Below are 24,938 nucleotides of genomic sequence, written 5' to 3'. Positions count from 1 at the left end.
ATTGATAGTTAATATTTTTTAAACCAACTTCATCAAAACATTTTCATCAATTTTCTCCACTTTAACCAAACCTCCTTTGGTTAAAGTTTTGGAAGCTTTATCCCATTTTTTTCCGGATAACTGACTTCTTTCTTTTACTTCAGCTAAAGAAAATACTTCTTCACGTGAGTTTAAAATTTCCAAAATCACTTTTTCATCTTCTCCCAATTCAACCTGTGAGACTGTTTTTTCCGGCTTCATTTGTGGGAAGAACAATACTTCCTGAATGGATGCGTTATCCGTTAAAAACATAATTAATCTGTCCATTCCGATTCCCATTCCTGAAGTTGGCGGCATTCCGTATTCCAAAGCTCTCAAGAAGTCTTCATCAATGAATTGTCCTGCTTCGTCGTCTCCTTTTTCAGCTAATTTTAACTGATCTTCAAAACGTGCTCTCTGATCAATCGGATCATTTAATTCTGAATAAGCATTGGCAATTTCTTTACCACAAACCATCAATTCAAAACGCTCGGTAAGACCTTCCTGACTTCTGTGTTTTTTGGTTAAAGGCGACATTTCTACAGGATAATCGGTAATGAAAGTCGGCTGAATGAAGTTACCTTCACATTTCTCACCAAAAATCTCGTCAATTAATTTTCCTTTACCCATCGTTTCATTCACCTCGATACCGATAGATTTGGCAAAATCAAACAATTCCTGCTCAGATTTTCCGGTAATATCGAAACCTGTATATTTTATGATCGCTTCCGTCATGGAAACTCTTGCGTATGGAGCTTTGAAATCAATTTCCTGATCACCAAATTTCGCTTTTGTAGTTCCGTTTACCGCAATCGCACAATGTTCAATCATTTTCTCAGTGAAATCCATCATCCAATAGTAATCTTTGTAAGCAACATAGATTTCCATTACTGTAAATTCAGGATTGTGCGTTCTGTCCATTCCTTCATTTCTGAAATTTTTTGAGAATTCATATACACCGTCAAAACCACCAACGATCAATCTTTTCAGATACAATTCGTTAGCAATTCTCATATATAAAGGAATGTCTAAAGCATTATGATGCGTAATGAACGGTCTTGCTGCAGCTCCACCAGGAATTGCCTGTAAAACCGGAGTTTCAACTTCAATGTAACCAGCGTCATTGAAAAACTGACGCATTGCTGTGTACATTTTTGTTCTCTTCACAAAAGTTTCCTTTACATGAGGATTCACGATTAAATCTACATAACGTTGTCTGTATCTCAATTCAGCATCGTTAAAAGCATCATGTACTACTCCATTTTCATCAGTTCTTGGTTGCGGAAGCGGTCTTAAAGTTTTCGTTAAAAGCGTAAAGTTTTTCACCAAAACAGTTTTTTCTCCAACCTGAGTTGTGAACAGTTCACCTTCAATTCCGATAATATCACCGATGTCTAAAAGGTGTTTGTAAACGTCATTGTATAAAGTTTTATCTTCTCCTGTACAGATTTCGTCTCTGTTGAAGTACACCTGAATTTTTCCTGTAGAATCCTGCAATTCAGCAAAAGAAGCCTTCCCCTGAATACGGCGAGACATCAGTCTGCCCGCAATCTTCACCTGTTTACTTTCAGAAAAATTCTGTTTTATAGATTCTGTAGTATCTGTAACCGTGTATTCTTCTGCAGGGAATGCGTTGATTCCTATTTCAACAAGCTTAGTCAGCTTTTCTCTTCTAATGATTTCCTGTTCTGATAATTGCATTATAATTCAATTTTTTCGAATTGCAAAAATAAGGAAATTTAAACGTTTATGAAACCTCAAATTTGTTTTAGACATAAATCGTAGATTCGACGCAGTCAAAAGTCACAAAAGTTTTATATTGGATTGAAGATGTGAATTATTTGGGCAGCAATTTCCGCCTTCCGTTCCCGCTTTTTTGCTCGTCGTTCCTCCTCACAAAAAGAGCTCCACTCAAGTCGGGCTGCGATATTTGCATCTGTTAAGATGATATTTACCAAGAATAAAAAAATAATTCTTAGAATTTAAACAGAAAAATCTTTTCAAAAACTATTTCTTCTGTTTTTAGGCACAAAAGTCCATGCTAAAATGCGGCTGACCTTTTGTCCTTGCGCCATGTCGATTGTTTTTACTTCGAGAGCGTCTACTTTCTTTAAAAGTGAATTTAATTTAAATAAATTTTCCTTTTTTGAAACCAGACACGTAAACCACAGAATTTGTAAAGAAAATAAAACACTTTCCTCAATCATTTTTGAGATAAAAGCGATTTCACCACCTTCACACCATAATTCAGCATGCTGTCCGCTGAAATTGAGAGTAGGTTTTTGAGCTTTTGAATTTTTTAGATTTTTTGTCTTACGAAGATTTCCTTTCATTGCTGATTCCTCAGAATCATGAAAAGGCGGATTGCACATCGAAAATGTGAATTTATCCTGAGAAGTAAGAATATTTTTAAAGATAAAATTGGATTCCGGCTGAAATTTCAACTGAATTTTTTCAGAAAAATCAGGATTTTCATCCAAAATCTTCTGGGCATTGTCTAAAGATTTCTGATTGATGTCTGTTCCTAACATTTCCCAACCGTACGATTGATGAGCAATTAACGGATATACCAGATTGGCTCCCGTCCCAATGTCAATACCTTTGACTGATGAACCTTTCGGAATTTCTTTTGAATTTCCTGCCAGTAGATCGGCGATGTAATGAATGTAATCGGCACGTCCCGGAATGGGCGGACAAAGATTTTCGTCGGGTATATCCCAGTTTCTCACCTGATAAAAATGCTGCAGCAAAGATTTGTTCAACAGTTTTACCGCTTTGGGAATACTGAAATTGATCGTTAAATTTCCGTACGCATTGGTAAAAACATAATGTTTCAGTTCCGGCACACAGGAAATCAGTTCGTCGAAATTATAAGAATTTCTGTGAAGATTTCTTGTGTGCAGTCCTGATTTTTCGGTGGTCATGAATTATTTTTTCTGTTTCAGAATATATTCCACCATTTTTTTGGCATCTTCCTTCGAAAACTGCGGATGAGGCTGCATCGGAACACTTCCCCACACACCACTTCCGCCTTCAATGATTTTTGAAGCCAGCAGTTCGATGTCTTTTTCAGAATATTTTTCGGCAATTTCTCTGTACGAAGGACCGATCATTCTCTCGTCGATGCTGTGACAGGACAGACAGTCAGACGTTTCAATCATGGTTTGCCCCGAAGAATTGCTTACAACCGAAGTTGCTACATCTTTTGATTCTGTAGATTGCGGTTCGGAAGTCTCTTTTTTAGAACATGAAATGACAAGTAAGCCCGTCATTCCAGCCAAAAACAGTTTTTTCATTATTTGTTTGTTCCTGTAGAATCTGTAGATGGTGACGGTGCAGGAATCGCTGCGGCAGGAGCAGTTTCGGTCTTAGCTGTAGAATCAGCAGGTACTGTTTTTACTTCAGGTTCTTCCAACATCGTGTTGCTGTCCTGTAAAGAATGGTCTGCTTTTTTTGAGCAGCTTGCCATTACTAAACCTCCGATAAATGCGATTGCCAATACTTTTTTCATATGAATATATTTAATTTTTATAAATTTAAAATGAAATCAGTGTTGACTTCATCTCTTTTAATTTTCGCTCACAAAAATATAAAAATAATAATTGAAATTCGGGATTTAAAGGTTTTTTAAGTCATATTTAAACTGATTCAAAGGAAAAATAAATTTTCATTTTTAAAATTTTTTATTTCTCATATTAAAAAAAGTTCTACATTTGTCCCATGATTAATTCAGTTAACAAAAATTGGTGGTGGCAATCAAACTCTTCGTCGGGTCTGATGCTATTGTCGTGTTGTTAATTTTTACAGCAGGAATTTTATAGAAAAACATACAGAGACTTTGACGATTGCGTTGAAGTCTTTTTTTATGCCAATTAATTAAAAAAATAAAATGTTTACCAACAAAATCAATATAAAAACCACATCTTCAAAATCACTCGGAGACCTGCAGACTCCGATGAATATTTATCTTCAGATACGGGATAAATTCCGCGACACCATTCTTTTGGAAAGTTCAGATGCGAAAAATATCGACAACAACTTCTCCTTCATTGCTGTCAATGCCATTGCAGGAATTGAAATTAAAAACCTGCACGAGTTTGAAGTAAAATTCCCCAACGAAAGTCCGGAGAAAAAGCCGTTAGAAGACATAAAAGTAACAAATTTACTCAACAGTTTTTCCAAAGCTTTCGTCTGCGAAAAAACCAATGATTCAATTGAAGAAACTGCACAGAGTCTCTTTGGATATACAAGTTTTGAAGCCGTTCCGCTTTTTGAAAATATTGAATTTAAACCTCAAAGCAAAGAAGTTGAAATTCCGGTTTTGCGATACAGACTTTATCAGTATGTAATTGCTATTAATCATTTTAATGATGAAATGCACTTTTTTGAAAATCAAATTGACGGTGTAAAATCTGAAATTAGATTACTGAAAGATTTAATTAAAAATAAAAATGCACTCGTTTATCCTTTTGAAAAAGATGGTTTTGAGACCTCAAATCTTACCGATGAAGAATATCTGGAATTGGTTGAAAAAGCGCAGAAACACTGCAAAAGAGGCGACGTGTTTCAGTTGGTTCTGAGCAGAAGATTTGAACAGAAATTTAAAGGTGATGAATTTAATGTTTATCGTGCTTTGAGAAATATCAATCCTTCTCCTTATTTATTTTTCTTCGATTATGGAAATTATAAATTATTCGGTTCAAGCCCTGAAAGTCAGTTGATTATTAAAAAAAATAGAGCTATTATTCATCCGATTGCCGGAACTTTCAAAAGAAGCGGCGATTTTGAAACCGATTTGCAGTCTGCGGAAGCTTTAAAAAATGACCCGAAAGAAAACGCCGAACATACGATGTTAGTTGATTTGGCGAGAAATGATTTAGGGAAAATGGGCAAAAACGTAACGGTTACCAAACTGAAGGAAATTCAGCTTTTCTCACACGTGATTCACATGGTCAGCGAAGTAACGGCAGAACTGGAAGAAAAGACCAATCCATTTGACATCGTTTCTACCACATTTCCGCAGGGAACTTTGAGCGGAGCACCGAAATATAAAGCCCTTCAACTCATCAACGAATACGAAAAAGATTCCCGCGGATATTACGGCGGTTGCATCGGGATGGTCGGCTTAAACGGCGATTGCAATCAGGCAATTATGATCAGAACTTTTTTAAGTAAAAACAATACACTTTTTTATCAGGCAGGAGCAGGTTTGGTGGCGAAGTCAGTTCCTGAAAACGAATTGGAAGAAGTCAATAATAAACTGAATGCTTTGAAAAGAGCCGTTGAAAAGGCAGAGAAATTGGTGACTAATTAATTTAAAAAAAACAGAATGAAAGACAATAATATAGCAACAATCGATAGTCAGCAACCATCAACCAAAATATTGGTTTTCGATAACTACGACAGCTTTACCTACAACCTTGTTCAGATGATCGAAAGAATTTCAAATCAAAAAGTAGACGTTTACCGAAACGATGAAATTTCATTGGAAGAAATCGAAAAATATGATAAAATCATCCTTTCTCCAGGTCCCGGAATTCCCGAAGAAGCAGGAATTTTATTGGATTTAATTAAAAAATATGCGCCAACAAAAAGCATTTTGGGAGTTTGTCTCGGTCAGCAGGCTATCGCAGAAGCATTTGGCGGAAATTTGATTAACCTCACCGAAATTTTTCACGGTGTGGCGACATCTTCAAAAACCATCAGGGAAAATGTAAAATTATTCAAAGATTTACCCACAGAAATTGAGGTTGGAAGATACCACAGCTGGGCAGTCAATCCTGAAAATTTTCCTGCGGAACTGGAAATCACCGCAACAGATAACGACGGAATGATCATGGCTTTGCAACACAGAAATTATGATGTTCACGGCGTACAGTTTCACCCTGAAAGTATTTTGACGCCTTATGGAGAGCAGATTATCAGAAATTTTTTAATAGGTTGATGCGTTTTGGTTGACAGTTGACAGCTAAATTCTAAGCTGCTGTAAAACCAACAAGTAAAGACTAACAACCAGCAACAATTACAATAATGAAAGAAATATTAGAATACCTTTTCAATCATCACACCTTATCAAAATCGGAAGCAAAAGCGATTATGATTGAAATTGCTCAAAATAAATTCAACGCAACCGAAGTCACAGCTTTCGTCAATATTTTTCTGATGCGCAATATCACTTTGGAAGAGCTCGAAGGCTTCAGACAGGCCTTGCTCGCCATGGCTGTTGAAGTGAACATCGAAGCAGAAAACACAGTCGACATCGTGGGAACCGGTGGCGACGGAAAAAACACGATCAACATTTCTACTTTAGCAAGTTTCATCGTTGCCGGAGCCGGACAAAAAGTGACCAAGCACGGGAACTACGGAGCATCAGCCATTACCGGTTCATCAAATGTTTTGGAAGCACTGGGATATCAGTTCAAAAAAACTTCCGAAGAACTCAATCAGGATCTGGAAAGAGCCAACATCTGCTTTCTCCACGCTCCCTATTTCCATCCGGCGTTACAGTCGGTGGGTGCTCTGAGAAAATCTCTGGGTCTGCGCACGTTTTTCAACCTGCTCGGTCCGTTGGTTAATCCCGCAAAACCACAGTTTTCAGTGATCGGCGTTTACAATCTTGAGATTGCCAGAATTTATCAGTATCTGCTCCAAAAAGACAGCCGCGACTTTATTTTGGTACATGGACTGGACGGTTACGACGAAATCAGCCTTACCGGAGACAGCAAAATCATCACGAAAAACGGTGAAGAAATTTATTCGTCTATAGATCTAGGTTTCAATCCTGTCGATCCTCAAAATATTTCTGGTGGCTCAACCATTCAGGAATCTGCGGAGCTGTTCAAAAATATATTGGAAGGAAATGGTTCGCCAGAGCAAAATGCCGTAGTTGTCGCCAACGCAGCAGTTGCCCTTTATCACACAAAAAAATGGGGTTCTTATCAGTATTGCCGTTTGCTCGCACAGGAAAGTTTAGAAAGCGGAAAAGCCCTGATCAGTTTCAATAATTTAATTAAAAATTAGTTTTTGGGCGACAAATTGACTGCGTTGAAAGTGAGTTTAAATTTTTTTCATGGCGACAATTTCCGCCCTCCGTTCCCGCTTTTTTGTCATTGCGAACGACGGAAGTTATCATTTGAACTCTTCAGCAATCGCAATGACAAAAAGAGCTCCACTCAGGTCGGGTCGCAATTTCGTAGGCAGTTGAAATTTTCGCTTCCAAAAGTCCCAAAGGGACGATTTAACAAAGGATAGGATAAAATCCTATCAAAAAATATAAATTAAAAGAGTTCAACCCAACGGGACAATTTATCAGAGAATTAAAATGAAAACCTATCAGCAAACACGAATTAAAATAGTTCAAAATGAACATCTTAGATAAAATCATAGCCACAAAAAAACAGGAAGTCGCAGATTCAAAATCCAAAATTTCTTTGCAGCAATTGAAAGATTCAGAATTTTTCAACAGAAAATCTTTATCATTAAAAGAAACATTACAGTCAAAATCCGGAATTATCGCCGAATTTAAAAGACAGTCTCCCTCAAAAGGAATCATCAATGATAAAGTTTCTCCACTGCAGGTGGTTTCAGCTTACGAAAAATTTGGAGCGAGCGCTGTTTCAGTTTTAACGGACAAGGACTTTTTCGGTGGTAGTTTTGACGATATTTTAAACGTGAGAAATCACATCAGCATTCCCATTCTCCGGAAAGATTTTATGATTCATGATTATCAATTTTATGAGGCAAAAGCAATCGGTGCGGATGTCATTTTGCTCATTGCGGCATGTCTTTCGTCCAATCAGGTTTCAGAATTTACTGAATTGGCTCACAGTTTAGATTTAGAAGTTTTATTGGAAATTCACACCAAAGACGAACTTCAGCACATTAATAGAAACGTGGATTTCGTGGGCATCAACAACAGAAATTTAAAAGATTTTAAGGTTGATCTACAGCATTCTGTTCACCTAAAAAACATGCTTCCTGAAAACACTCTATCCATCGCAGAAAGCGGCATTTACAGCGAAGAAGATTTTAAATTTCTCAGAGAAAAAGGCTTTGATGGGTTTTTAATGGGTGAATACTTTATGAAAGATAAAAATCCGGAAAATAAATTCGCGGAATTTATTTCTAATGTAGCAAATTATTAGTTTACCAATATATCAGTTTAAAGATTTACCAATAATGGAAAGCCAAAAGCAAGAAGCCAGTCGCCAAACGCAGCTAAAAGTCTGTGGTTTGACTCAACTCAATCACATTAACGAATTGATGGTACTAAAAGTTGATTTCTTAGGTTTTATTTTCTACGAAAAATCGCCAAGATTTGTTTTGAATCATTTGAGTTTAGATGAAATTTCAACAATAGATCATCACGGAAAAGTCGGCGTTTTTGTAAATGAAACTGTTGGAAAAATCGTTGAAATATCGGATGAAGCAAATTTAAATTTCATCCAGCTGCACGGTGATGAAAATGAAGAATATATTATTAAGTTGAGGCAGAACTTAAACGAAAATGTAAAAATTATAAAAGTAATCCGAGTTGGAACCTATAAATCGGAAGTAGAAAACGAGCTACAAAAAATCTCAAACCTCGCACGAGGCAAAGCCGAACTGAGCGAAGCTAAACCTCTAGTTTCAAATCTCTTATTCGACACCGATTCAAAAGCTTTCGGAGGAACCGGAAAAACTTTCGACTGGAATATTTTAACCGAAATCAAAATTCCACTTCCCTATTTCCTGAGCGGCGGAATTTCCTTGGAAAATGTTGATCAGATTAAAAATTTAAGTCAAAAACCATTTTCCCTCGACATCAATTCAAAATTTGAAACTGAGGCGGGAATTAAAGATATAGAAAAAATAAAAAAATTATATGAAAAATTATAAAAACCCCGATCAAAACGGATATTATGGAGAATTCGGAGGAGCGTTCGTCCCCGAAATGCTGTATCCGAATGTCGAAGAACTTCAGAAAAATTATTTGGAAATAATCGAATCTGAAGAATTTCAAACTGAATATCAAGATTTGCTGAAAAATTATGTCGGTCGCGCTACACCACTTTACTTTGCGAAGAATTTAAGTGAAAAATACAACACCAAAGTTTATTTAAAGAGAGAAGACCTCAATCATACCGGAGCGCACAAAATCAACAATGCTCTGGGACAGGTTTTACTGGCAAAACGTTTAGGTAAAAAAAGAATCATCGCCGAAACAGGAGCCGGACAACACGGTGTCGCTACGGCCACCGCCTGTGCTTTGCTAAATCTGGAATGCATCGTTTACATGGGCGAAATCGACATTGCGAGACAGGCTCCGAATGTTGGAAGAATGAAAATGTTGGGAGCCACCGTAATTCCCGCAACGTCAGGTTCAAAAACTTTGAAAGACGCTGTGAATGAAGCTTTAAGAGATTGGATTAACAATTCAACGACAACACATTACGTGATTGGAAGCGTGGTTGGTCCACATCCGTTTCCTGATTTGGTCGCAAGATTTCAATCCGTGATTTCAAAAGAAATTAAAGAACAACTTTTCGAACAAATAGGAAGAGAAAATCCTGATTACGTGATTGCCTGTGTTGGTGGCGGAAGCAATGCTGCAGGAGCTTTCTATCATTTTGTGGAAGAAGAAAATGTGAAAATCATTGCCGCAGAGGCTGGTGGTTTCGGGATTGAATCAGGAAAATCTGCTGCGACAACTTTTTTGGGAACGTTAGGCGTTTTGCATGGAAGTAAAAGTCTGGTCATGCAGACCAACGATGGTCAGGTTATCGAGCCACACTCGATTTCTGCAGGTTTGGATTATCCTGGAATCGGGCCGTTTCACGCAAATTTGTTTCAAGAAAAACGTGCAGAATTTTTCAGCATTAATGATGATGAAGCTTTGCAATCTGCATTCGAACTGACTAAACTGGAGGGAATTATTCCAGCTTTGGAAAGTGCACATGCTTTGGCAGTTTTAAATAAAAAGAAATTTAATGAAGACGACATTGTTGTGATTTGCTTGAGCGGGCGTGGCGACAAGGATATGGAAACGTATCTGAGGGTGCTGGAAGATGGAAGTCGGAAGATAGATGTTTGATTTTGCTGTAAAACAAATTTCCATCAAAAGTCCCAAATGGACGAATTAACAAAGTATAGGATGCAATCCTATCTAAATGATTGTTGTAAATCAAATTATTTTTCGTCATGCAAGTCCTAAAGGGACGATTTAACAAAGGATAGGATACAATCCTATCAACCATGCAGAAAAAAACACTTAAAAAAAAAAAAAATCAAAAATGAAAAATCATAACACCCAACACCCATCTTCCAACACCCAACCCAAACTAAACATTTACTTCACAGCCGGAATTCCCCATCTCGAAGACACCACAGAAATCATCAGACTCATCCAGAATTCAGGAGCAGATATGATGGAAATCGGGATGCCATATTCTGATCCCGTTGCAGATGGACCGGTTATTTCTCAGGCTCACGAGCTGGCTCTGAAAAAAGGAATGACCATCGAAAAACTTTTCTCTCAACTAAAATCTATTAAAGAAGAAATCAGAATTCCAATTATTTTGATGGGTTACATCAATCCAGTCTTAAGTTTTGGATTTGAAAACCTCTGTAAAGAATGTGCTGAAAGCGGAGTTTCAGGATTGATTATTCCGGATTTGCCACCTATAGAATTTGAGAGAAATTATCAGAAGATTTTAGAAAAATATAATTTGAATTTTACATTTCTAATTACGCCTGAAACTTCAGATGACAGAATTTTATACCTCGACTCTTTAAGTTCAGGATTTTTGTACGCCGTAAGTTCATCTTCCACAACGGGAAATGACAGCGCAGTTTTAAAAAATGAAGAATATCTTTCCAAGATTGCATCTCTTCCATTAAAAAATCCGGTCATGATTGGTTTTGGAATTAAATCCAGAGAAGACTTTGAAAATGTCACCGAAAAAGCAGACGGCGGAATCATCGGAACAGCCTTCGTCAACATCCTTTTACAAAATAGAGATTGGAAGACAAAAGCCATAGATTTCATCCATTCTATAAAAGCGTAAAAATTAGTAAATTTGTATCATCAAAGTAAAGCATGAATACACATCAAAATAAAGTCGTAGAATTTGAAGATTTAGGCATCAGAGAATATCAGCCTGCATGGGATCATCAGGAAAAACTGATGAAAGATATTATTGACATCAAGATCAAAAACCGCGATTTAGCTCCTGAAGATCATATCACAACCCCCAATCATTTTCTTTTGGTAGAACATCCCCACGTTTACACCCTCGGAAAAAGTGGTCATGAAGAAAACATGCTCGCCGGAATCGACAAGTTAAAAGAAATCGACGCTACTTTTGTAAAGGTAAACCGTGGCGGAGACATTACCTATCACGGATACGGACAAATAGTGGGTTATCCCGTTTTAGACCTTGAAAATTTCTTCACAGACATTCATAAATACATGCGAGATCTGGAGGAAGTCATCATCAGAACCATTGCCGATTACGGATTAAAAGGCGAAAGATCTCCCGGCGAAACCGGAGTATGGCTGGATGTAGGAAAACCTTACGCCAGAAAAATCTGTGCGATGGGCGTAAAAGCCTCACGTTGGGTTACTCTTCACGGTTTTGCCCTCAACATCAATACTGACATGCGTTATTTTGAATACATCATCCCCTGCGGTATCAAAGACAAACAGGTCACTTCCCTAAAAAGAGAACTTGAAAGAGATTTAACTCCCGAAGAAATGGAAGACATCAAAACCAAAATCAGAAAGCATTTTGAGGATGTTTTTGAAGCGGAATTGATGGTGAAAGCATTTTAAATTAAATTTTTAATGATATGAAATCTGTTTCTTTTGGAGCAGATTTTTTTAATTTATAATTCCGCGTTTCTAGCACGTCAGTTCGAGTGTTTTTCGCAGCGGAGCGGATAAAAATGTATCGAGAACCAGTGAATAAACGACGTTTTTTTTAAACAACAACTTCTCGATACGATTTTCTTCAAAAATCTACTCGAAGTGACGCTACCGTTGAAAGAAAAAACGCTGCCGTCAGTTCGAGTGTTTTTCGTAGCGGAGCGGAGAAAAATGTATCGAGAACCAGTGAATAAATGACAAATCTCTTTCGAAATTCAACAACTTCTCGATACGATTTTCTTCAAAAATCTACTCGAAGTGACGCTGCCTTTGAGAATAATAAAACCTTCCCGTCAGTTCGAGTGTTTTTCGTAGCAAAGCGGAGAAAAATGTATCTAGAACCAGTGAATAAACAACAAAATACATTTGTAAAACAACAACTTCTCGATACGATTTTTTTCAAAAATCTACTCGAAGTGACGCTGCCTTTGAGAATAATAAAACCCTCCCGTCAGTTCGAATGTTTTTCGCAGTGGAGCGGAGAAAAATGTATCGAGAACCAGTGAATAAATGACAAATCTCTTTCGAAATTCAACAACTTCTCGATACGATTTTCTTCAAAAATCCACTCGTAGTGACGCTGCCGTTGAAAGAAAAAAGGCTGCCGTCAGTTCGAGTGTTTTTCGTAGCGGAGCGGAGAAAAATGTATCGAGAACCAGTGAACAAACAACAAAATTCATTTTCCAAAACAACAACTTCTCGATACGATTTTCTTCAAAAATCTACTCGAAGTGACGCTACCGTTGAAAGAAAAAAGGCTGCCGTCAGTTCGAGTGTTTTTCGTAGCGGAGCGGAGAAAAATGTATCGAGAACCAGTGAATAAACAACAAAATACATTTGTAAAACAACAACTTCTCGATACGATTTTTTTTAAAAATCTACTCGAAGTGACGTTGCCGTTGAGAATAGTAAAACACTTCCAAATTATCCATAAATCATAATTCATTACCCATAAAAAAAACCATTCTTTCGAATGGCTTTTTGACTTATTTCGTCCAGTTAATTTTTGAATGTTTCACCTCTTCAGAATTGGTACCGATCATGATATCAAATTCTCCGGCTTCCCAGTCGTATTTCAAATCTCCGTTGTAGAATTTTAATTGTTCCGGAGTAATTTCGAAAGTAACTTTTTTAGATTCTCCCTTTTTCAACATTACTTTTTGGAAACCTTTCAGCTCTTTTACAGGTCTCGTAATGGTTCCAACCAAATCTCTGATATAAAGCTGAACTACTTCTGCCCCATCATAATTTCCTGAATTTGTCACGGTTACCGATGCCTGAATGGTTTGATTGCCTTTTGGATTGGCATTGGAAACCGTCACATCAGAATAATTGAATTTTGTATAGCTCAAACCGAAACCGAACGGATACAACGGTGTATTACACTCATCCATATAATTCGAACGGAATCTTTGGTATTCACATTTATCAACTAGTTTTTGGTCTAATGGACGACCTGTATTTTTTGCATTGTAATAAATTGGAACCTGTCCAAGACTTCTTGGGAACGTCATCGGAAGTTTTCCCGAAGGATTTACTTTTCCGAAAAGAACATCAGAAATCGCATTTCCGGCTTCTGAACCTGCGAACCATGTATTTAAAATGGCATCAGGAGCATCTTTTACATTCGTCAGAGCTAACGGACGACCCGTGAAAAGTACCATGGCGATTGGCTTTCCTGTCTTTTTCAATTCATTTAATAGATCAACCTGAGATTGAGGAATGGTAATTTCAGTTCTTGATGAAGATTCTCCGCTCATTTCCGCAGATTCTCCGATGGCTAAAACGATAACGTCAGCTTTGTTGGCAATATCAACAGCTTCTTTTAATAAAGCCTCTTTTGAACGGTTGTCTCTGTCGGTTTTTTTACCGTGAGCCGCGTAAATGTCTTCCAATTTTGCATAATAATCGATGTTCGCTCCTTTTGCAGAAAGAAATTTCACTTCTTTCCCATAATTCGCCTGAAGTCCCTGCATCAAATTGATTGCGTTGGCATGTTTTGAAGCGACGCTCCAAGTTCCAGGCATATTCATTGAGTTGTTGACCAACGGACCGATTACAGCAACCGTTCCAGATTTTTTCAATGGTAAAACCTTATTTTCGTTTTTCATTAAAACCATTGACTGAGCCGCAGCACTTCTTGCAATGTTACGGTTTTCCATGCTGTACACTTCTTTTGCAGCAAGTTTTACATCTCCGTGTTTGTATGGATTGTCGAATAAACCTAAATCGTATTTCGCTTCCAGAATTCTTTTTGCAGCCATATCGATTTCGGTCTGATTCACTTTTCCTTCAGCCAAAGATTTTTTTAATGTAGTTAAAAAGCCTTCTCCAACCATGTCCATATCAACTCCGGCCTTCAAAGCCAATGCAGAAACCTGCTGAAGATCTCCCATTCCGTGATCCACCATTTCGTTTATTCCGGTGTAATCTGTAACAACAAAACCTTTGAATTTCCACTGATTTCTCAACACTTCCGTCTGTAGCCATCGGTTTCCTGTCGCAGGAACACCGTCGACTTCATTGAAAGATGCCATGACAGAAGCCACACCCGCATCAACAGCCGCTTTGTAAGGTGGGAAATATTCATTGAACATTCTTACGTGGCTCATGTCAACGGTGTTGTAATCTCTACCCGCTTCGCCTGCTCCGTACAGTGCAAAGTGCTTTACACAGGCTAAAATATTGGTTCCATTGGCTAAATCTTTACCCTGGTAACCGTATACCATGTTTTTAGAAATTTCACTTCCTAAGTATGGATCTTCACCTGAACCTTCAGAAACCCTTCCCCATCTCGGTTCGCGGGAAATATCCACCATTGGAGAAAACGTCCAGTTGATTCCGTCTGCTGCGGCTTCTCTTGCGGCAACTCTCGCGGACTGCTGAACTAAGTTCATATCCCAGGAAGCAGCCAATCCTAATGGAATCGGGAAGGTTGTTTCATAACCGTGAATCACATCCATCCCAAAGATCAAAGGAATTTTAAGGCGGCTGTTTTCCACAGCAACTTTTTGTACGGCTTTAATTTTCTCAGCTCCTTTTATATTGAAAAGTCCTCCGACTAATCCCTGCTCTACTTTTTTTCCGATATCTGAACTTTTCGCAAGACCTGTGGTAAAATCACCTGAACTCGGTAAATTTAACTGTCCAATTTTTTCGTCTAAGGTCATTTTTGCCAAAAGTGCATCAACAAAAGCTTTCTTTTTAGCCTGATATTGTGCCGTCTGATACGACTGAACCGGTTTGGTGACCATTTCCTGTGCCGAAAACACTGGTGCCAATGCCAACGTGGCGATTACAATTAACTTTTTCATGTATCTATCTTCTTAAATTATATTTTTCTTTTTTGTTTTAATTTTGGTTGAACCTAAGGCTCTAATTTTTTTGACAAACTTCTTATTTTTACGGCGCAATTCGTTTCACTTCTTTAATTTCAAATTTAATTCTTATAAATTAAATTATTGCTTGTGGAAACGCTTCGACAAGCTCAGCGTGACATCTCTAATACCAATAGCTTTGCATTTACACATTGTCAGGCTGAGCTTGTCGAAGCCTTTTGCTTTAAAATACGTTTAGTTATTCACAAATTATTTCTTCTTACTCAACATCCAATCATACAATGCAGGATTTGAATAGGTTGAATCCCAGGAATTGTGATTGTCATTCGGGAAAATCGTCAGTTCTGCGGAGGGGTTAATGGGATGAAGTTTTTGATAGAAATTAAAAGCATTTTCCGGTAGAACTACATCATCCATTCCACCGTGGAAAATCTTCATATTCAAATTTTTGTACTGATGAATATTCGCATACATCACCCTGTCTGTCGGTGCACAGACGGAAACAACTGCTGCAAACATTTCGGGATGCTCCATCGCTAATTTTAAGGTTCCCCAACCTCCCATCGATAATCCGGTGAGATAAATTCTGGAGTCATCTATTTTATATTTTGACTGAATTTCCTTGATTAAATGATAGACTGTTACCGTATCCCACCAAGTATTTTCCGGACATTGCGGTGCCAAAATAGCGACTGGTTCTTTGATTAAATTTTTATAGGTGAATGGACTGTGGGCTTTTACTTTTTCCAAATCATTTCCTCTTTCGCCGGAACCATGCAGGAAAACCACCAACGGTACTTTTACTTTTGCATTTTTAGGATAATCGAGGATGTAGGATATTTTTTCTGCACGTTTTACATCTTTACTGAATGTGGTTTTTAATTCCTGAGCATTTAAGCTGAGGGAAAACGGGAGAAATAATAGAGGTAAATGTTTCAGTTTTAAATTCATATTTCTTTAGATTTTGGCTAAAGCCGTTTGATTTTTTTTTTGCGATCGGCTGCACGGTCGGTTATTCAAATTGAACCCTTTCAGGGTTCTGAATTTGAGCTGTTCTTTTTTCCATCGGTTTCACCGACGGCTATTCAAATTGAACCCTTCGGGTTTTATATTTCAAGACGATGACAACGATGAATATTTTGTACGCTCTGTCAAAGTTTTAAATTTAACACATTTCATTGGTTATAATTATTATTGAACCTTTTTAGGGTTCTGAATATAACCTTTTATTTTTTCCATCGGTTTCACCGACGGCTATTCAAATTGAACCCTGCGGGTTTATACTTCAAATTTGTAAGCCCTGTAAAGGTTTGAAACTTTTCCAGGCTACCTGCTCTGTACTCTTGGCGGTCAGTTATCACTAGCCCCGATAGAAGCGGCATCCTTTTTTGTTGCAGACGCAGCGAAGCGGAGACTGTGACAAAAAGATACAGCGGATAGCGGGATTAAGCTCCTAAAAGGCAATTGGCTGATGATATTTAGCTTTTGTCTATTAGCATTTCGCATAATTGACGTTTATTTGATGTTGTATTTTTCTGATTTGAAGCTTAATTTTTTTAATCCTTTTTGTATTTCGGGGGCATTCATAAATAATTTCCACAAAAATCCGGTGCGGTAGTTTTCTATCATTGGGGCAATTGTTCCCTGATCGATGGCTAGATACCGTGGGGTCGTCCAGTTGTTGTAATGAATAGATGTGGCATCGTAAGGTCCTGCAGATCCGATGAATTCAGGTTTTTGAGTGTAAATAAATTTCAGAAAGTTCATAGATTCTTTTGGCGTGTACGGAAAACTACTTAAGGCCGCAGTTGGCGTAATGACACCGTGGTCGTTCTGCGGAAAATGGGCGTCATAACCTACTCCACCATCTTTGTTCCTTGAATATCCTGCCGTGAGACCCCAGTAATTTTCGCTGTAGCCTTTCCATTGTTTTGGGTTTTCGACGCAGTATTTGTAATCGATCAAGACCTGATTTTTATTTAAATCAAAATAATTTTTAATGAGTTTATCCGAAAGATTCGTCGGGTCAAGACCAATGTAAGAATAATGCGCCCAAAACAATGGACCGCCATATTCTTCAGCTCCGTTGTGCTTGACGAACATTGGAAGTCCGTATTTTTCTTTGTCTGAAAGGTAGGTTCCGTTTCTCGTCCAGCCTTTGTAGTAGGTTTCAGCATCGATGGAATAAGTTGGCGATGAAGCCGCAAGAATATAGGTAATCAAACATTCGTTGTAGCCCTGAAGCGGAAAATTCATTGCCCACTGATATTCCGGTGACCAGTGCCAGTAAAGGACTTTTTCGCCGCCTTTGGTGTACCAGTTCCACTGAATTCCTTTCCAGAGATCATCACATTTTTTGGCTAAAGCTTTTTCTTCGGCATTTCCGTTTTTGAAATATTCGCGAACCTGAATGATACCCGTGGTCAAAAAAGCTGTCTCCACCAAATCTCCGCCGTTGTCTTTCTTTCCGAAAGGGACGGTTTTCCCAGTTTCTCCGTTAATCCAGTGTGACCATGCTCCTTTGTGGCGGTCTGCTTTTGCGAGGAAATCCATCATCATGGAGAGTCTTTTTACTGCTTCCTTTCTTGGAATAAAACCTCTTTCTACACCGACAAGAATGGTTGCCAAACCAAATCCTGAACCTCCTGTTGTAATGACATGCTTATCATTATCCGGATAAATATTGTCTTCATGATAACGCTCTCTTCCAAGTTTGGAATTGGGTTCGGCGTAATCCCAGAAGTATTTTAAAGCATCTTTCTGAACTTTATCCATCAGCTGTATGTCTGAAATGCTTGCCGAAACTTTATTATTTTGGGAAGTATTTTGAGTGGATGATGAAGTGGTTGTGCAGGAAATTAAAGCAAACGCTGCAATTCCTGTAAGAGCTAATTTTTTCATTTTAAATTTTAGTTTTAAAACTTTGTCAAAGATTTTAAACTTTGACAAAGTTGTTTGAATTAAAACCCGTGCTGAGTTGAGTGAAATCCTAATTTTATCAAACCTTGCTTTACATCCGGGGCGTTCATGAAGAGATTCCACAGAAACTGATTTTTATGGTTTTCAATCATTGGAGCAATGGTTCCCTGATCGATTGCCAGATATCTTGGAGTCACCCAGTTATAATGCACTGAGTACGCATCATAAGGACCTGCAACACCGATGTATTTGCTGTAATTTTCGTTGTATAAAAATCTCAGCATATTCATACTTTCAGTTGGCGTATAAGGCATATTTGAAAGTGCGGCTGTTGGCGTAATCACTCCCAAATCATTGTTGGGTTGGTGAGCTGCATATCCCGTTGAACCGTCGGCATTACGTGAATAGCTTGCTGTCAGTCCCCAGCTTTTGGAATTGTATCCCTGCCACCCTTTTGGATTGGCAACGGAATACTGATACATTATTTTTGCATGGTTGGCAGTTGCCGTACCATAATTTACATAATCGTCCGTGAGACCTCGTGGATCCAAACCTAAAAACGAATAGTGCGACCAGAACATTGGCCCGATGCTTCCAGCAGCCCCGTTGTGCGCGACAACTACAGAATTTCCGTAAACGCTTCCTCCGTTTACAATATTTCCATTGCGTGCCCAACCTTGCGTATAAACAGGTTTGGTAATTGTAAAAGTGGGTGAAGCAGCTGCCATTACATACGTAATTAAGGTTTCGTCGAAACCTTTGAGCTGCATATTCATCTGGAAATTATAATTCGGAGACCAGTGCCAATACAAAGTGTTTTCTCCTTTGGTGTACCAACTCCACTCGATTCCTTTGAAAAGAGTATCTGCTTTTTGAGAAAGGGCAAGTTCGGCAGAATCTGATGAGTTTTTGAAGTACTCTCGTACGCAAATCAGTCCCTGAGCCAAAAACGCCGTTTCTACAAGGTCGCCACCATCGTCCTGTGGACTGAAAGGAATTACCTGTCCGGTTGTGCCATTCATCCAGTGAGGCCATGCACCGTGGAATCTGTTGGCATTCTGCAGAAAATTGAGTGCTGTAGATAATCTTGAAACGGCATCCGCTTTCGTCACATAACCATTTTTGATACCTACCAAAATTGTCATTAATCCAAAACCAGATCCTCCCGCCGAAACGACGTTAGCATCTTGTCCCGGATTATCGGTGTGGTATCTTTCTCTGGCCAGTTTTGAATTGCTTTCTGCATAATCCCAAAAATATTTCAGGGCATCTTTCTGCACCATCTCGAGGAGTTGGGTGTCTGTGTAGTTGTTGACGGGTGTGGAGGGGATATCATTCGTCGGTTCCTGAAGTTGTGTATTATCAGAAGAACAACTGCCACATAAAAATATGGCAGTTGTAATAATTAATATTGATTTTTTTGACATCAATTATTTTTTCTTATTAAATAAGTTTGTAACCTCCGCTGATGTTAATGCAGTTGTGTACATTCTGAACTGATCTATTCCGCCAGTCCAGGAGTTTTTCAACCAATCATCACCTCCGGTATCAATCTGAGCCTGAGTAAATTCCTGTGGTCCGGCACCAATCTTCAATCCAGTGATTTTTGATGCTTCAAGGCTTACATTACCATGTCCTGTCCAAACAGGTGCATTAGGATGTGCAACACCGTCTTTATACATTGTCATTTGCGAGGATGTTGCATTGTAAACAAATGCTAAATGATGCCAATTTCCATCATAAAGACCTGTAACTGTATTGGCACCTACCCATTCAAACCACTTTTCTCCAACAGAATCTTTAACGAAGAATTTTAATATTGGTGCAGCTACACTACCTTCTGAAAGAAGAAACATTGAAGCTGCTGACCAGTGATAATCTGCCGGAGATGGCAAACTGAAAACATGATCGGTGGCAATATTTCCTTTTTTTACCCAAACGGACACTGTGAAACTTTTTGCATTTTGAGCAAAATCATTTGCACTTGAATATTTAACATACTTGTATTTGGCACCTTGAATTGCCTTACTAGCAGGGCCGTCAATTGTCTGTAAAGGATTACTAGAAGGAAATTTAGCACGTATGCTGTCTACCGCGTTCATCAGCGGATTAGGAGTAGCCCCATCAAATGCTGCATAAAATTTCAGCGGTCCGCCTGGAGCATTCGCATCCTTTGGAAAACTGTCTTCCAATTCTGGTCGTTCTAAATCTTGACAAGAAAAAACTATTATTCCTACCGAGAAGATGCTAAAAATTTTGATTATATTTTTCATTGTATAATTAATTAATAATTAGGATTCTGAACTAAAACACCTTGAGCTTTGTCAATAGCCTGCTGAGGAATAGGAAAATGTTTATTTCTATCAGAATAACCTTGGGTTGATAGAACAGTAATCGCATCACCCCATCTTACTAAATCATAGAAGCGTTCAAACTCCATAGCAAATTCAATTCTTCTCTCATTCTTGATCGCCGTTCTAAGGGCAGCTTGGTTAGATGCTGGTGTAGCCCCAAGGTTTGCTCTCGTTCTGATCATATTAAGATAAGTTGTTGCCTTTCCAGTTTGACCGAGTTCATTAGCAGCTTCAGAAGCAATCAAAATAACATCTGCGTACCGTAAAATTTTAATATTTTCCCAATGGTTTTTGTTTTGAGCATACTGAATTCTTTCAGCTGGCAATGTATATGCTTTTCCATTCCAATATTGTTGTGCTAAAACAGGATTTGGGTTGTTTGGGCCTGCTGGCAAAGTGTATCCTGCTGAATTATATATATCGGGACCACCTGATACTAAGATTGTTGTTTGTTTTCTGACATCTCCTGTTTCATAAGCATTAACAAGACCATTAGAAGGTACATTAAAGCCCCAACCTAAATCCCAAGTTCCACTACCTCTCACACCTTGTGACTCATAAAAATTGTTTGTGTACTTGGTAGGAAAATCATAAGCTTTCTGAATTTCAAAAATAGATTCTTTAGAATTGTTACCTGCTTTTGTAAATTCATTGTCATAAGAAGAATTCAAGATATAGACACCTGAATTTATAACCTTTTCAGAGTACTCTAAAGCTTTTGCCCAATTGTTTTGGTAAAGATATATTTTTGCAAGTAAGGTGTTTGCCATACCTTTATTAGCTCTGCCTAGATAAGCACTTGTCCACTGTACAGGAAGAGCTGCTTCCGCTTCTGTAAGATCTTTGATTATTTGCTCATCAACTTGTGCAATAGTACTTTTAGGAGCAATTTCATCCTGTGGAATATCAATCGTTTTTAAATTGATTGGCACTGAACCAAAATCTCTTCTTAACTCGAAGTAGCAAAATGCTCTGATTGCTTTAGCTTCTGCAATGTTTGTAAGTGTTCCTGCAGAAGTATCACCTGATGCAATAGCAGTATTAATTAATTCATTACAATCATAAATAATTTTATAGTGACCATTCCAATCACTTAAAATGTTTCCATTTGTAGCAACATAACCAAAATTATTGAATACATTACCATCTGTTGCACCATCGGTAGTAGTACTCCCCTTTTCGTTATCATCAGCACGTATACAATGTGTCCAGACATAAGAAAAATCACTTACGCCACCTTCTGTTCTTAAACTTGCATAGAGACCAAATGCTAAAGATTCAAAACCGCCAATGGGAACTTCTTCGCCTACAGGTCTTCCTAATGGTCTTTCGTCTAACCACTCATCACCACAGCTATTCAATGACAAAGCAGCAACAGACAATGCACCTGCAAATAATATTTTTTTATAATTTAATTTCATTTTTTCAATTTTTAAAAAGTTGCATTAACACCAAAGCTTACAATTCGTGGATTTGGATAACCACTCGTATTTACTCCAAACTGAGTTGCTGATCCGCCAAATTCTGGTGTGAAACCATTTACCTTATCCCAAGTTTTCAAATTTTGAACATTAAAATAAAGTTTTAAACCTTGCAGTTTATATCTTGATACCAATTCTGAATCAAAATTGTATCCTAACTGTACGTTTCTAATTCTGAAAAAGCTTCCATCTTCAATCATATAAGTTGAATTTTCTCTATTGTAAGCGTTTCCGGAAAAACTTCTTGGTTCCCAATTAGAAGTACCGGCACCTGTCCATCTTTCTAATCTTTCTTCACGATAATTAAATGGTGCGAAGGAGTTTCCGTTACCCCAATCTCTGAAAACTTCGTTTCCATAAACCCCATAGAAATCTGCATTCAGGAAAAACCCTTTGTAATCGGCACCAACACTAAATCCATAAGTAAAATCCGGTGTAGGATTTCCAATCATAGTACGGTCATCGGGAGTAATCTTACCATCCCCATTAATATCTTTATACTTAAAATCTCCTGGGCCTACATCACCAATTGTAGAGGCAGGTGAACCAAGAATATCTGCATACGATTGATAAAGACCATCTACAACATATCCGTAGAAAGCTCCTACAGGAAGTCCTGCTTTAAATATTGCTGGTCCATAAAATGTTTGATATCCATCTTCTAAAGTATTTAATACCTTTGTTTTTGTAGTTGTTAAATTACCATTAACATAATAGCTGAAGTTTTCTCCAAGATTATCTTTCCAACCTGCGGTAAATTCAAATCCTTTAGATTCTATAGATCCAGAATTCATAAAAAAGTTAGGATTACCAATTACATAGTTCAATAAATCTTGAGTCTTTTTATTGTAATATGTAGCTTCTAAAGATAATTTTTTGTTTACAAATGATGATTCAAACCCAAATTCGTAAGATTTTAGATGCTCCCAACTAAGATCGTCTGCTTCTTCATATTGTTTTACAAATGCCGGATAAAGATTGCCGTTGAAAACACCAGTTCCCCCTTCTACATATACAGGATATCCGAAATAACTATAAGGTGTAAATTGGTTTCCTAAATCACCATATGAACCTTTTAATTTTAAGTAGCTGATTACATCGTTTCCTTTAAGAAAGTCTTCCTTAGTAACTTCCCAAGCTGCACCTACAGACCAGAACCAGTCAAATCTATTACCTGGCGCCAACATTGATGAACCATCGTTACGCAAAGACGCATTCAACATATATTTATTATTAAAACTATAAAGCATACGACCAAAATATGAAACCTGTTTCTGTCTGTATTGGCTTGTATTCACCTGCTTTGTAATAGGATCTACGTAATCAGAATTTAAATACCAAAATCTTGGGTTATTTGGCATTTGTCCCAGAGGGTTTGCCAAACTACTTTTTGCGTTGCCCGACATACTAGAATACTCGCGGTTTATAGTTTCAAAACCTGCCATCAAAGTTAAATCATGATCTCCAAATTTGTTTTTGTAGGTCAATAACTGATTCTGTTGAAAAGACAAATCTCTATTTTCAAATTGATTGACTGTAGATAAAAGTCTTCCTGAATAAGGAGAAATTGTATTTGATTCTGGAATGTATACATTAAATATTGGTTCGTAACCTCTGCCCGTACCATTTCTGTACGTCAGAAAATAATTTGAACGAAAAGTGAAATGTTTAGCAAAATCAAATTCTAAATAGGCATTAGGGTTAAACTGAAAATCTTTATTAAGCTGTGTGTATCTGTGCCCTTCTACCAAAGCTAAAGGATTTCCTATTTGAGCAGCACCCAATTGTTGTGGTAATGAATTATATAATCCAAAATACTCACCATCGATGCTATTTGTGGGAGAAACTACCGGAGTTGCATTTAAAGCTGAACTAAAACTTCTGATCTGTGGCAACTTAGCATAAGCCCCTGTGAAACCAAAACCGGCTCTTAGACCTTTTGTTATTTTTAGATCATCATTAAACTTAAATGTCAATCTCTCATAATCTTCATACTTTATAGAACCTTGCTCTTTTTGGTAACCAAAAGAAAAGCTCATCCTATTTTTTTCACTTCCATTAGCAATAGTAACATTATGTTGTTGTATAGTTGCACCTTTTTCACGGATTTCGTCTACCCAATTGGTATCTGCATTAAAAATATTAAATAAATTATAAGGTGCTAATCCCTGATTGGCTAAATCTTCATTGTATAAAGTTTTGAAACCTGCTGAGTTAGTAATATTCGGTCTGTTATCCAATGATTTTACACCGAACGAAGATGAAAGACTCACAGAAGTTCTTCCTGATTTCCCCCTTTTTGTAGTCACGATAATAGCTCCATTTGCACCTCTACTACCAAAGATTGCCAATGAGGAAGGATCTTTTAAAATTTCCATAGATTCGATATCTGCTGGATTTAAAAAATCAATATTATTTGCGAAAACACCATCTACAATATAGACTGGGTTCACCCCATTGATGGTTACTGTTCCTCTAATTCTCACATCAGCTTGTGATCCTGGCTGTCCAGAATTAACTACAGATAGACCAGCTACCTTACCTTGCAAAGCATTTACTGGATTAGCTGCGGGTTTATCCGCCACTTCACTACCATCCACCTTAGCGATTGATCCCGTAAGATCTCTCTTCTTGGCGGTACCATACCCAATCATCACCACCTCCTCGATTTTGTTCTCTCTGGGAATAGTGTCCTGAGGGGTAGTCTGCCCGTTGACGTTCATACCGAAGTAGAGAACCGCAATGAGGGTGGAATACTTTAAATTTTTTTGTTTCATATAGTTTCAATTTTCTTGTTTGTTTCTTTATCTCAAAAAAAGACATTAAATTCAAAAATAAAAAAAAAATTCAATCCTGTTAATTTTACTTAAAGAAATTAGTTTTTTAACATATCTTCCTAAAATTAAGCAATATAAAACTTATA

The 24,938-nt window shown here is 37.7% G+C and carries 19 protein-coding genes; 8 read left to right on the top strand and 11 right to left on the bottom strand.

The features are described 5' to 3' along the window. Window positions 1-18: 18 nt before the first annotated feature. The 4 genes from lysS to NG809_RS17185 form a co-directional block, all read right to left on the bottom strand. Window positions 19-1,719, bottom strand: a complete 1,701-nt coding sequence (lysS, locus tag NG809_RS17200; RefSeq protein ID WP_262152503.1) for a lysine--tRNA ligase — start codon at window positions 1,717-1,719, stop codon at window positions 19-21. 299 nt (window positions 1,720-2,018) lie between these two features. Then, a complete protein-coding gene (rlmF, locus tag NG809_RS17195) occupies window positions 2,019-2,942 on the bottom strand; it encodes a 23S rRNA (adenine(1618)-N(6))-methyltransferase RlmF (RefSeq protein ID WP_262152502.1) in 924 nt (307 codons plus the stop codon). Window positions 2,943-2,945: 3 nt separating this feature from the next. Beyond that, window positions 2,946-3,314, bottom strand: coding sequence for a c-type cytochrome (locus NG809_RS17190; protein WP_262152501.1), 369 nt, complete (start codon window positions 3,312-3,314; stop codon window positions 2,946-2,948). Beyond that, a complete protein-coding gene (locus NG809_RS17185; protein ID WP_262152500.1) occupies window positions 3,314-3,529 on the bottom strand; it encodes a hypothetical protein in 216 nt (71 codons plus the stop codon). Before NG809_RS17185 ends, NG809_RS17190 begins: the two co-directional genes overlap by 1 nt. Before the next feature lie 378 nt (window positions 3,530-3,907). Between NG809_RS17185 and NG809_RS17180 the strand changes: the two genes are divergently transcribed. The 8 genes from NG809_RS17180 (at window position 3,908) to lipB (ending at window position 11,830) form a co-directional block, all read left to right on the top strand. Beyond that, a complete protein-coding gene (locus NG809_RS17180; protein WP_262152499.1) occupies window positions 3,908-5,332 on the top strand; it encodes an anthranilate synthase component I family protein in 1,425 nt (474 codons plus the stop codon). A gap of 15 nt (window positions 5,333-5,347) precedes the next feature. Continuing rightward, window positions 5,348-5,962 carry an anthranilate synthase component II gene (locus NG809_RS17175; protein WP_262152498.1) on the top strand — a complete coding sequence of 205 codons (615 nt, stop codon included), beginning with the start codon at window positions 5,348-5,350 and terminating at the stop codon, window positions 5,960-5,962. An 86-nt stretch (window positions 5,963-6,048) separates the two neighbouring features. Continuing rightward, window positions 6,049-7,038, top strand: coding sequence for an anthranilate phosphoribosyltransferase (gene trpD / locus NG809_RS17170; protein WP_262152497.1), 990 nt, complete (start codon window positions 6,049-6,051; stop codon window positions 7,036-7,038). A 341-nt stretch (window positions 7,039-7,379) separates the two neighbouring features. Next, window positions 7,380-8,162 (top strand): indole-3-glycerol phosphate synthase TrpC, encoded by a 783-nt coding sequence (trpC, locus tag NG809_RS17165; protein ID WP_262152496.1) that lies wholly within the window; start codon window positions 7,380-7,382, stop codon window positions 8,160-8,162. Between the two features lie 34 nt (window positions 8,163-8,196). Beyond that, window positions 8,197-8,895, top strand: a complete 699-nt coding sequence (locus NG809_RS17160; protein WP_262152495.1) for a phosphoribosylanthranilate isomerase — start codon at window positions 8,197-8,199, stop codon at window positions 8,893-8,895. Next, on the top strand, window positions 8,882-10,090 hold the full coding sequence (trpB, locus tag NG809_RS17155) for a tryptophan synthase subunit beta (protein ID WP_262152494.1): 1,209 nt from the start codon (window positions 8,882-8,884) through the stop codon (window positions 10,088-10,090). Before NG809_RS17160 ends, trpB begins: the two co-directional genes overlap by 14 nt. A gap of 199 nt (window positions 10,091-10,289) precedes the next feature. Then, a complete protein-coding gene (gene trpA, locus NG809_RS17150; RefSeq protein ID WP_262152493.1) occupies window positions 10,290-11,063 on the top strand; it encodes a tryptophan synthase subunit alpha in 774 nt (257 codons plus the stop codon). A 32-nt stretch (window positions 11,064-11,095) separates the two neighbouring features. Further along, complete coding sequence (gene lipB / locus NG809_RS17145) at window positions 11,096-11,830, top strand: lipoyl(octanoyl) transferase LipB (RefSeq protein ID WP_262152492.1); 735 nt, start codon at window positions 11,096-11,098, stop codon at window positions 11,828-11,830. Between the two features lie 1,079 nt (window positions 11,831-12,909). Here the strand turns inward: lipB and bglX are convergent. The 7 genes from bglX to NG809_RS17110 all read right to left on the bottom strand — a co-directional run bounded on the left by bglX (window position 12,910) and on the right by NG809_RS17110 (window position 24,792). Continuing rightward, window positions 12,910-15,237 carry a beta-glucosidase BglX gene (gene bglX, locus NG809_RS17140; RefSeq protein WP_262152491.1) on the bottom strand — a complete coding sequence of 776 codons (2,328 nt, stop codon included), beginning with the start codon at window positions 15,235-15,237 and terminating at the stop codon, window positions 12,910-12,912. Between the two features lie 273 nt (window positions 15,238-15,510). Continuing rightward, window positions 15,511-16,212, bottom strand: coding sequence for a carboxylesterase family protein (locus tag NG809_RS17135; RefSeq protein WP_262152490.1), 702 nt, complete (start codon window positions 16,210-16,212; stop codon window positions 15,511-15,513). A gap of 564 nt (window positions 16,213-16,776) precedes the next feature. Beyond that, complete coding sequence (locus NG809_RS17130; protein ID WP_262152489.1) at window positions 16,777-18,162, bottom strand: glucoamylase family protein; 1,386 nt, start codon at window positions 18,160-18,162, stop codon at window positions 16,777-16,779. A 59-nt stretch (window positions 18,163-18,221) separates the two neighbouring features. Beyond that, complete coding sequence (locus NG809_RS17125) at window positions 18,222-19,607, bottom strand: glucoamylase family protein (RefSeq protein WP_262152488.1); 1,386 nt, start codon at window positions 19,605-19,607, stop codon at window positions 18,222-18,224. A 3-nt stretch (window positions 19,608-19,610) separates the two neighbouring features. Then, window positions 19,611-20,453: a LamG domain-containing protein gene (locus tag NG809_RS17120; RefSeq protein WP_262152487.1), complete on the bottom strand. Its 843-nt coding sequence runs from the start codon at window positions 20,451-20,453 to the stop codon at window positions 19,611-19,613. Between the two features lie 11 nt (window positions 20,454-20,464). Then, window positions 20,465-21,955, bottom strand: coding sequence for a RagB/SusD family nutrient uptake outer membrane protein (locus tag NG809_RS17115; protein ID WP_262152486.1), 1,491 nt, complete (start codon window positions 21,953-21,955; stop codon window positions 20,465-20,467). 11 nt (window positions 21,956-21,966) lie between these two features. Continuing rightward, window positions 21,967-24,792 carry a SusC/RagA family TonB-linked outer membrane protein gene (locus tag NG809_RS17110; RefSeq protein WP_262152485.1) on the bottom strand — a complete coding sequence of 942 codons (2,826 nt, stop codon included), beginning with the start codon at window positions 24,790-24,792 and terminating at the stop codon, window positions 21,967-21,969. Between the last annotated feature and the right edge of the window lie 146 nt (window positions 24,793-24,938).

This window comes from Chryseobacterium foetidum (assembly GCF_025457425.1).
Lineage (GTDB): Bacteria > Bacteroidota > Bacteroidia > Flavobacteriales > Weeksellaceae > Chryseobacterium > Chryseobacterium foetidum.
This window is presented reverse-complemented; position numbering and strand designations above follow the sequence as displayed.

Bases quoted from the DNA above. Each gene is read 5' to 3' on its own strand.
- NG809_RS17160 (WP_262152495.1), top strand. From the start codon at position 8,197: ATGGAAAGCCAAAAGCAAGAAGCCAGTCGCCAAACGCAGCTAAAAGTC.
- NG809_RS17185 (WP_262152500.1), bottom strand. From the start codon at position 3,529: ATGAAAAAAGTATTGGCAATCGCATTTATCGGAGGTTTAGTAATGGCA.
- NG809_RS17110 (WP_262152485.1), bottom strand. From the start codon at position 24,792: ATGAAACAAAAAAATTTAAAGTATTCCACCCTCATTGCGGTTCTCTAC.
- NG809_RS17120 (WP_262152487.1), bottom strand. From the start codon at position 20,453: ATGAAAAATATAATCAAAATTTTTAGCATCTTCTCGGTAGGAATAATA.
- NG809_RS17190 (WP_262152501.1), bottom strand. From the start codon at position 3,314: ATGAAAAAACTGTTTTTGGCTGGAATGACGGGCTTACTTGTCATTTCA.
- NG809_RS17175 (WP_262152498.1), top strand. From the start codon at position 5,348: ATGAAAGACAATAATATAGCAACAATCGATAGTCAGCAACCATCAACC.
- NG809_RS17115 (WP_262152486.1), bottom strand. From the start codon at position 21,955: ATGAAATTAAATTATAAAAAAATATTATTTGCAGGTGCATTGTCTGTT.
- NG809_RS17180 (WP_262152499.1), top strand. From the start codon at position 3,908: ATGTTTACCAACAAAATCAATATAAAAACCACATCTTCAAAATCACTC.
- trpB (WP_262152494.1), top strand. From the start codon at position 8,882: ATGAAAAATTATAAAAACCCCGATCAAAACGGATATTATGGAGAATTC.
- trpD (WP_262152497.1), top strand. From the start codon at position 6,049: ATGAAAGAAATATTAGAATACCTTTTCAATCATCACACCTTATCAAAA.
- trpC (WP_262152496.1), top strand. From the start codon at position 7,380: ATGAACATCTTAGATAAAATCATAGCCACAAAAAAACAGGAAGTCGCA.
- lysS (WP_262152503.1), bottom strand. From the start codon at position 1,719: ATGCAATTATCAGAACAGGAAATCATTAGAAGAGAAAAGCTGACTAAG.
- bglX (WP_262152491.1), bottom strand. From the start codon at position 15,237: ATGAAAAAGTTAATTGTAATCGCCACGTTGGCATTGGCACCAGTGTTT.
- NG809_RS17125 (WP_262152488.1), bottom strand. From the start codon at position 19,607: ATGTCAAAAAAATCAATATTAATTATTACAACTGCCATATTTTTATGT.
- trpA (WP_262152493.1), top strand. From the start codon at position 10,290: ATGAAAAATCATAACACCCAACACCCATCTTCCAACACCCAACCCAAA.
- NG809_RS17135 (WP_262152490.1), bottom strand. From the start codon at position 16,212: ATGAATTTAAAACTGAAACATTTACCTCTATTATTTCTCCCGTTTTCC.
- rlmF (WP_262152502.1), bottom strand. From the start codon at position 2,942: ATGACCACCGAAAAATCAGGACTGCACACAAGAAATCTTCACAGAAAT.
- lipB (WP_262152492.1), top strand. From the start codon at position 11,096: ATGAATACACATCAAAATAAAGTCGTAGAATTTGAAGATTTAGGCATC.
- NG809_RS17130 (WP_262152489.1), bottom strand. From the start codon at position 18,162: ATGAAAAAATTAGCTCTTACAGGAATTGCAGCGTTTGCTTTAATTTCC.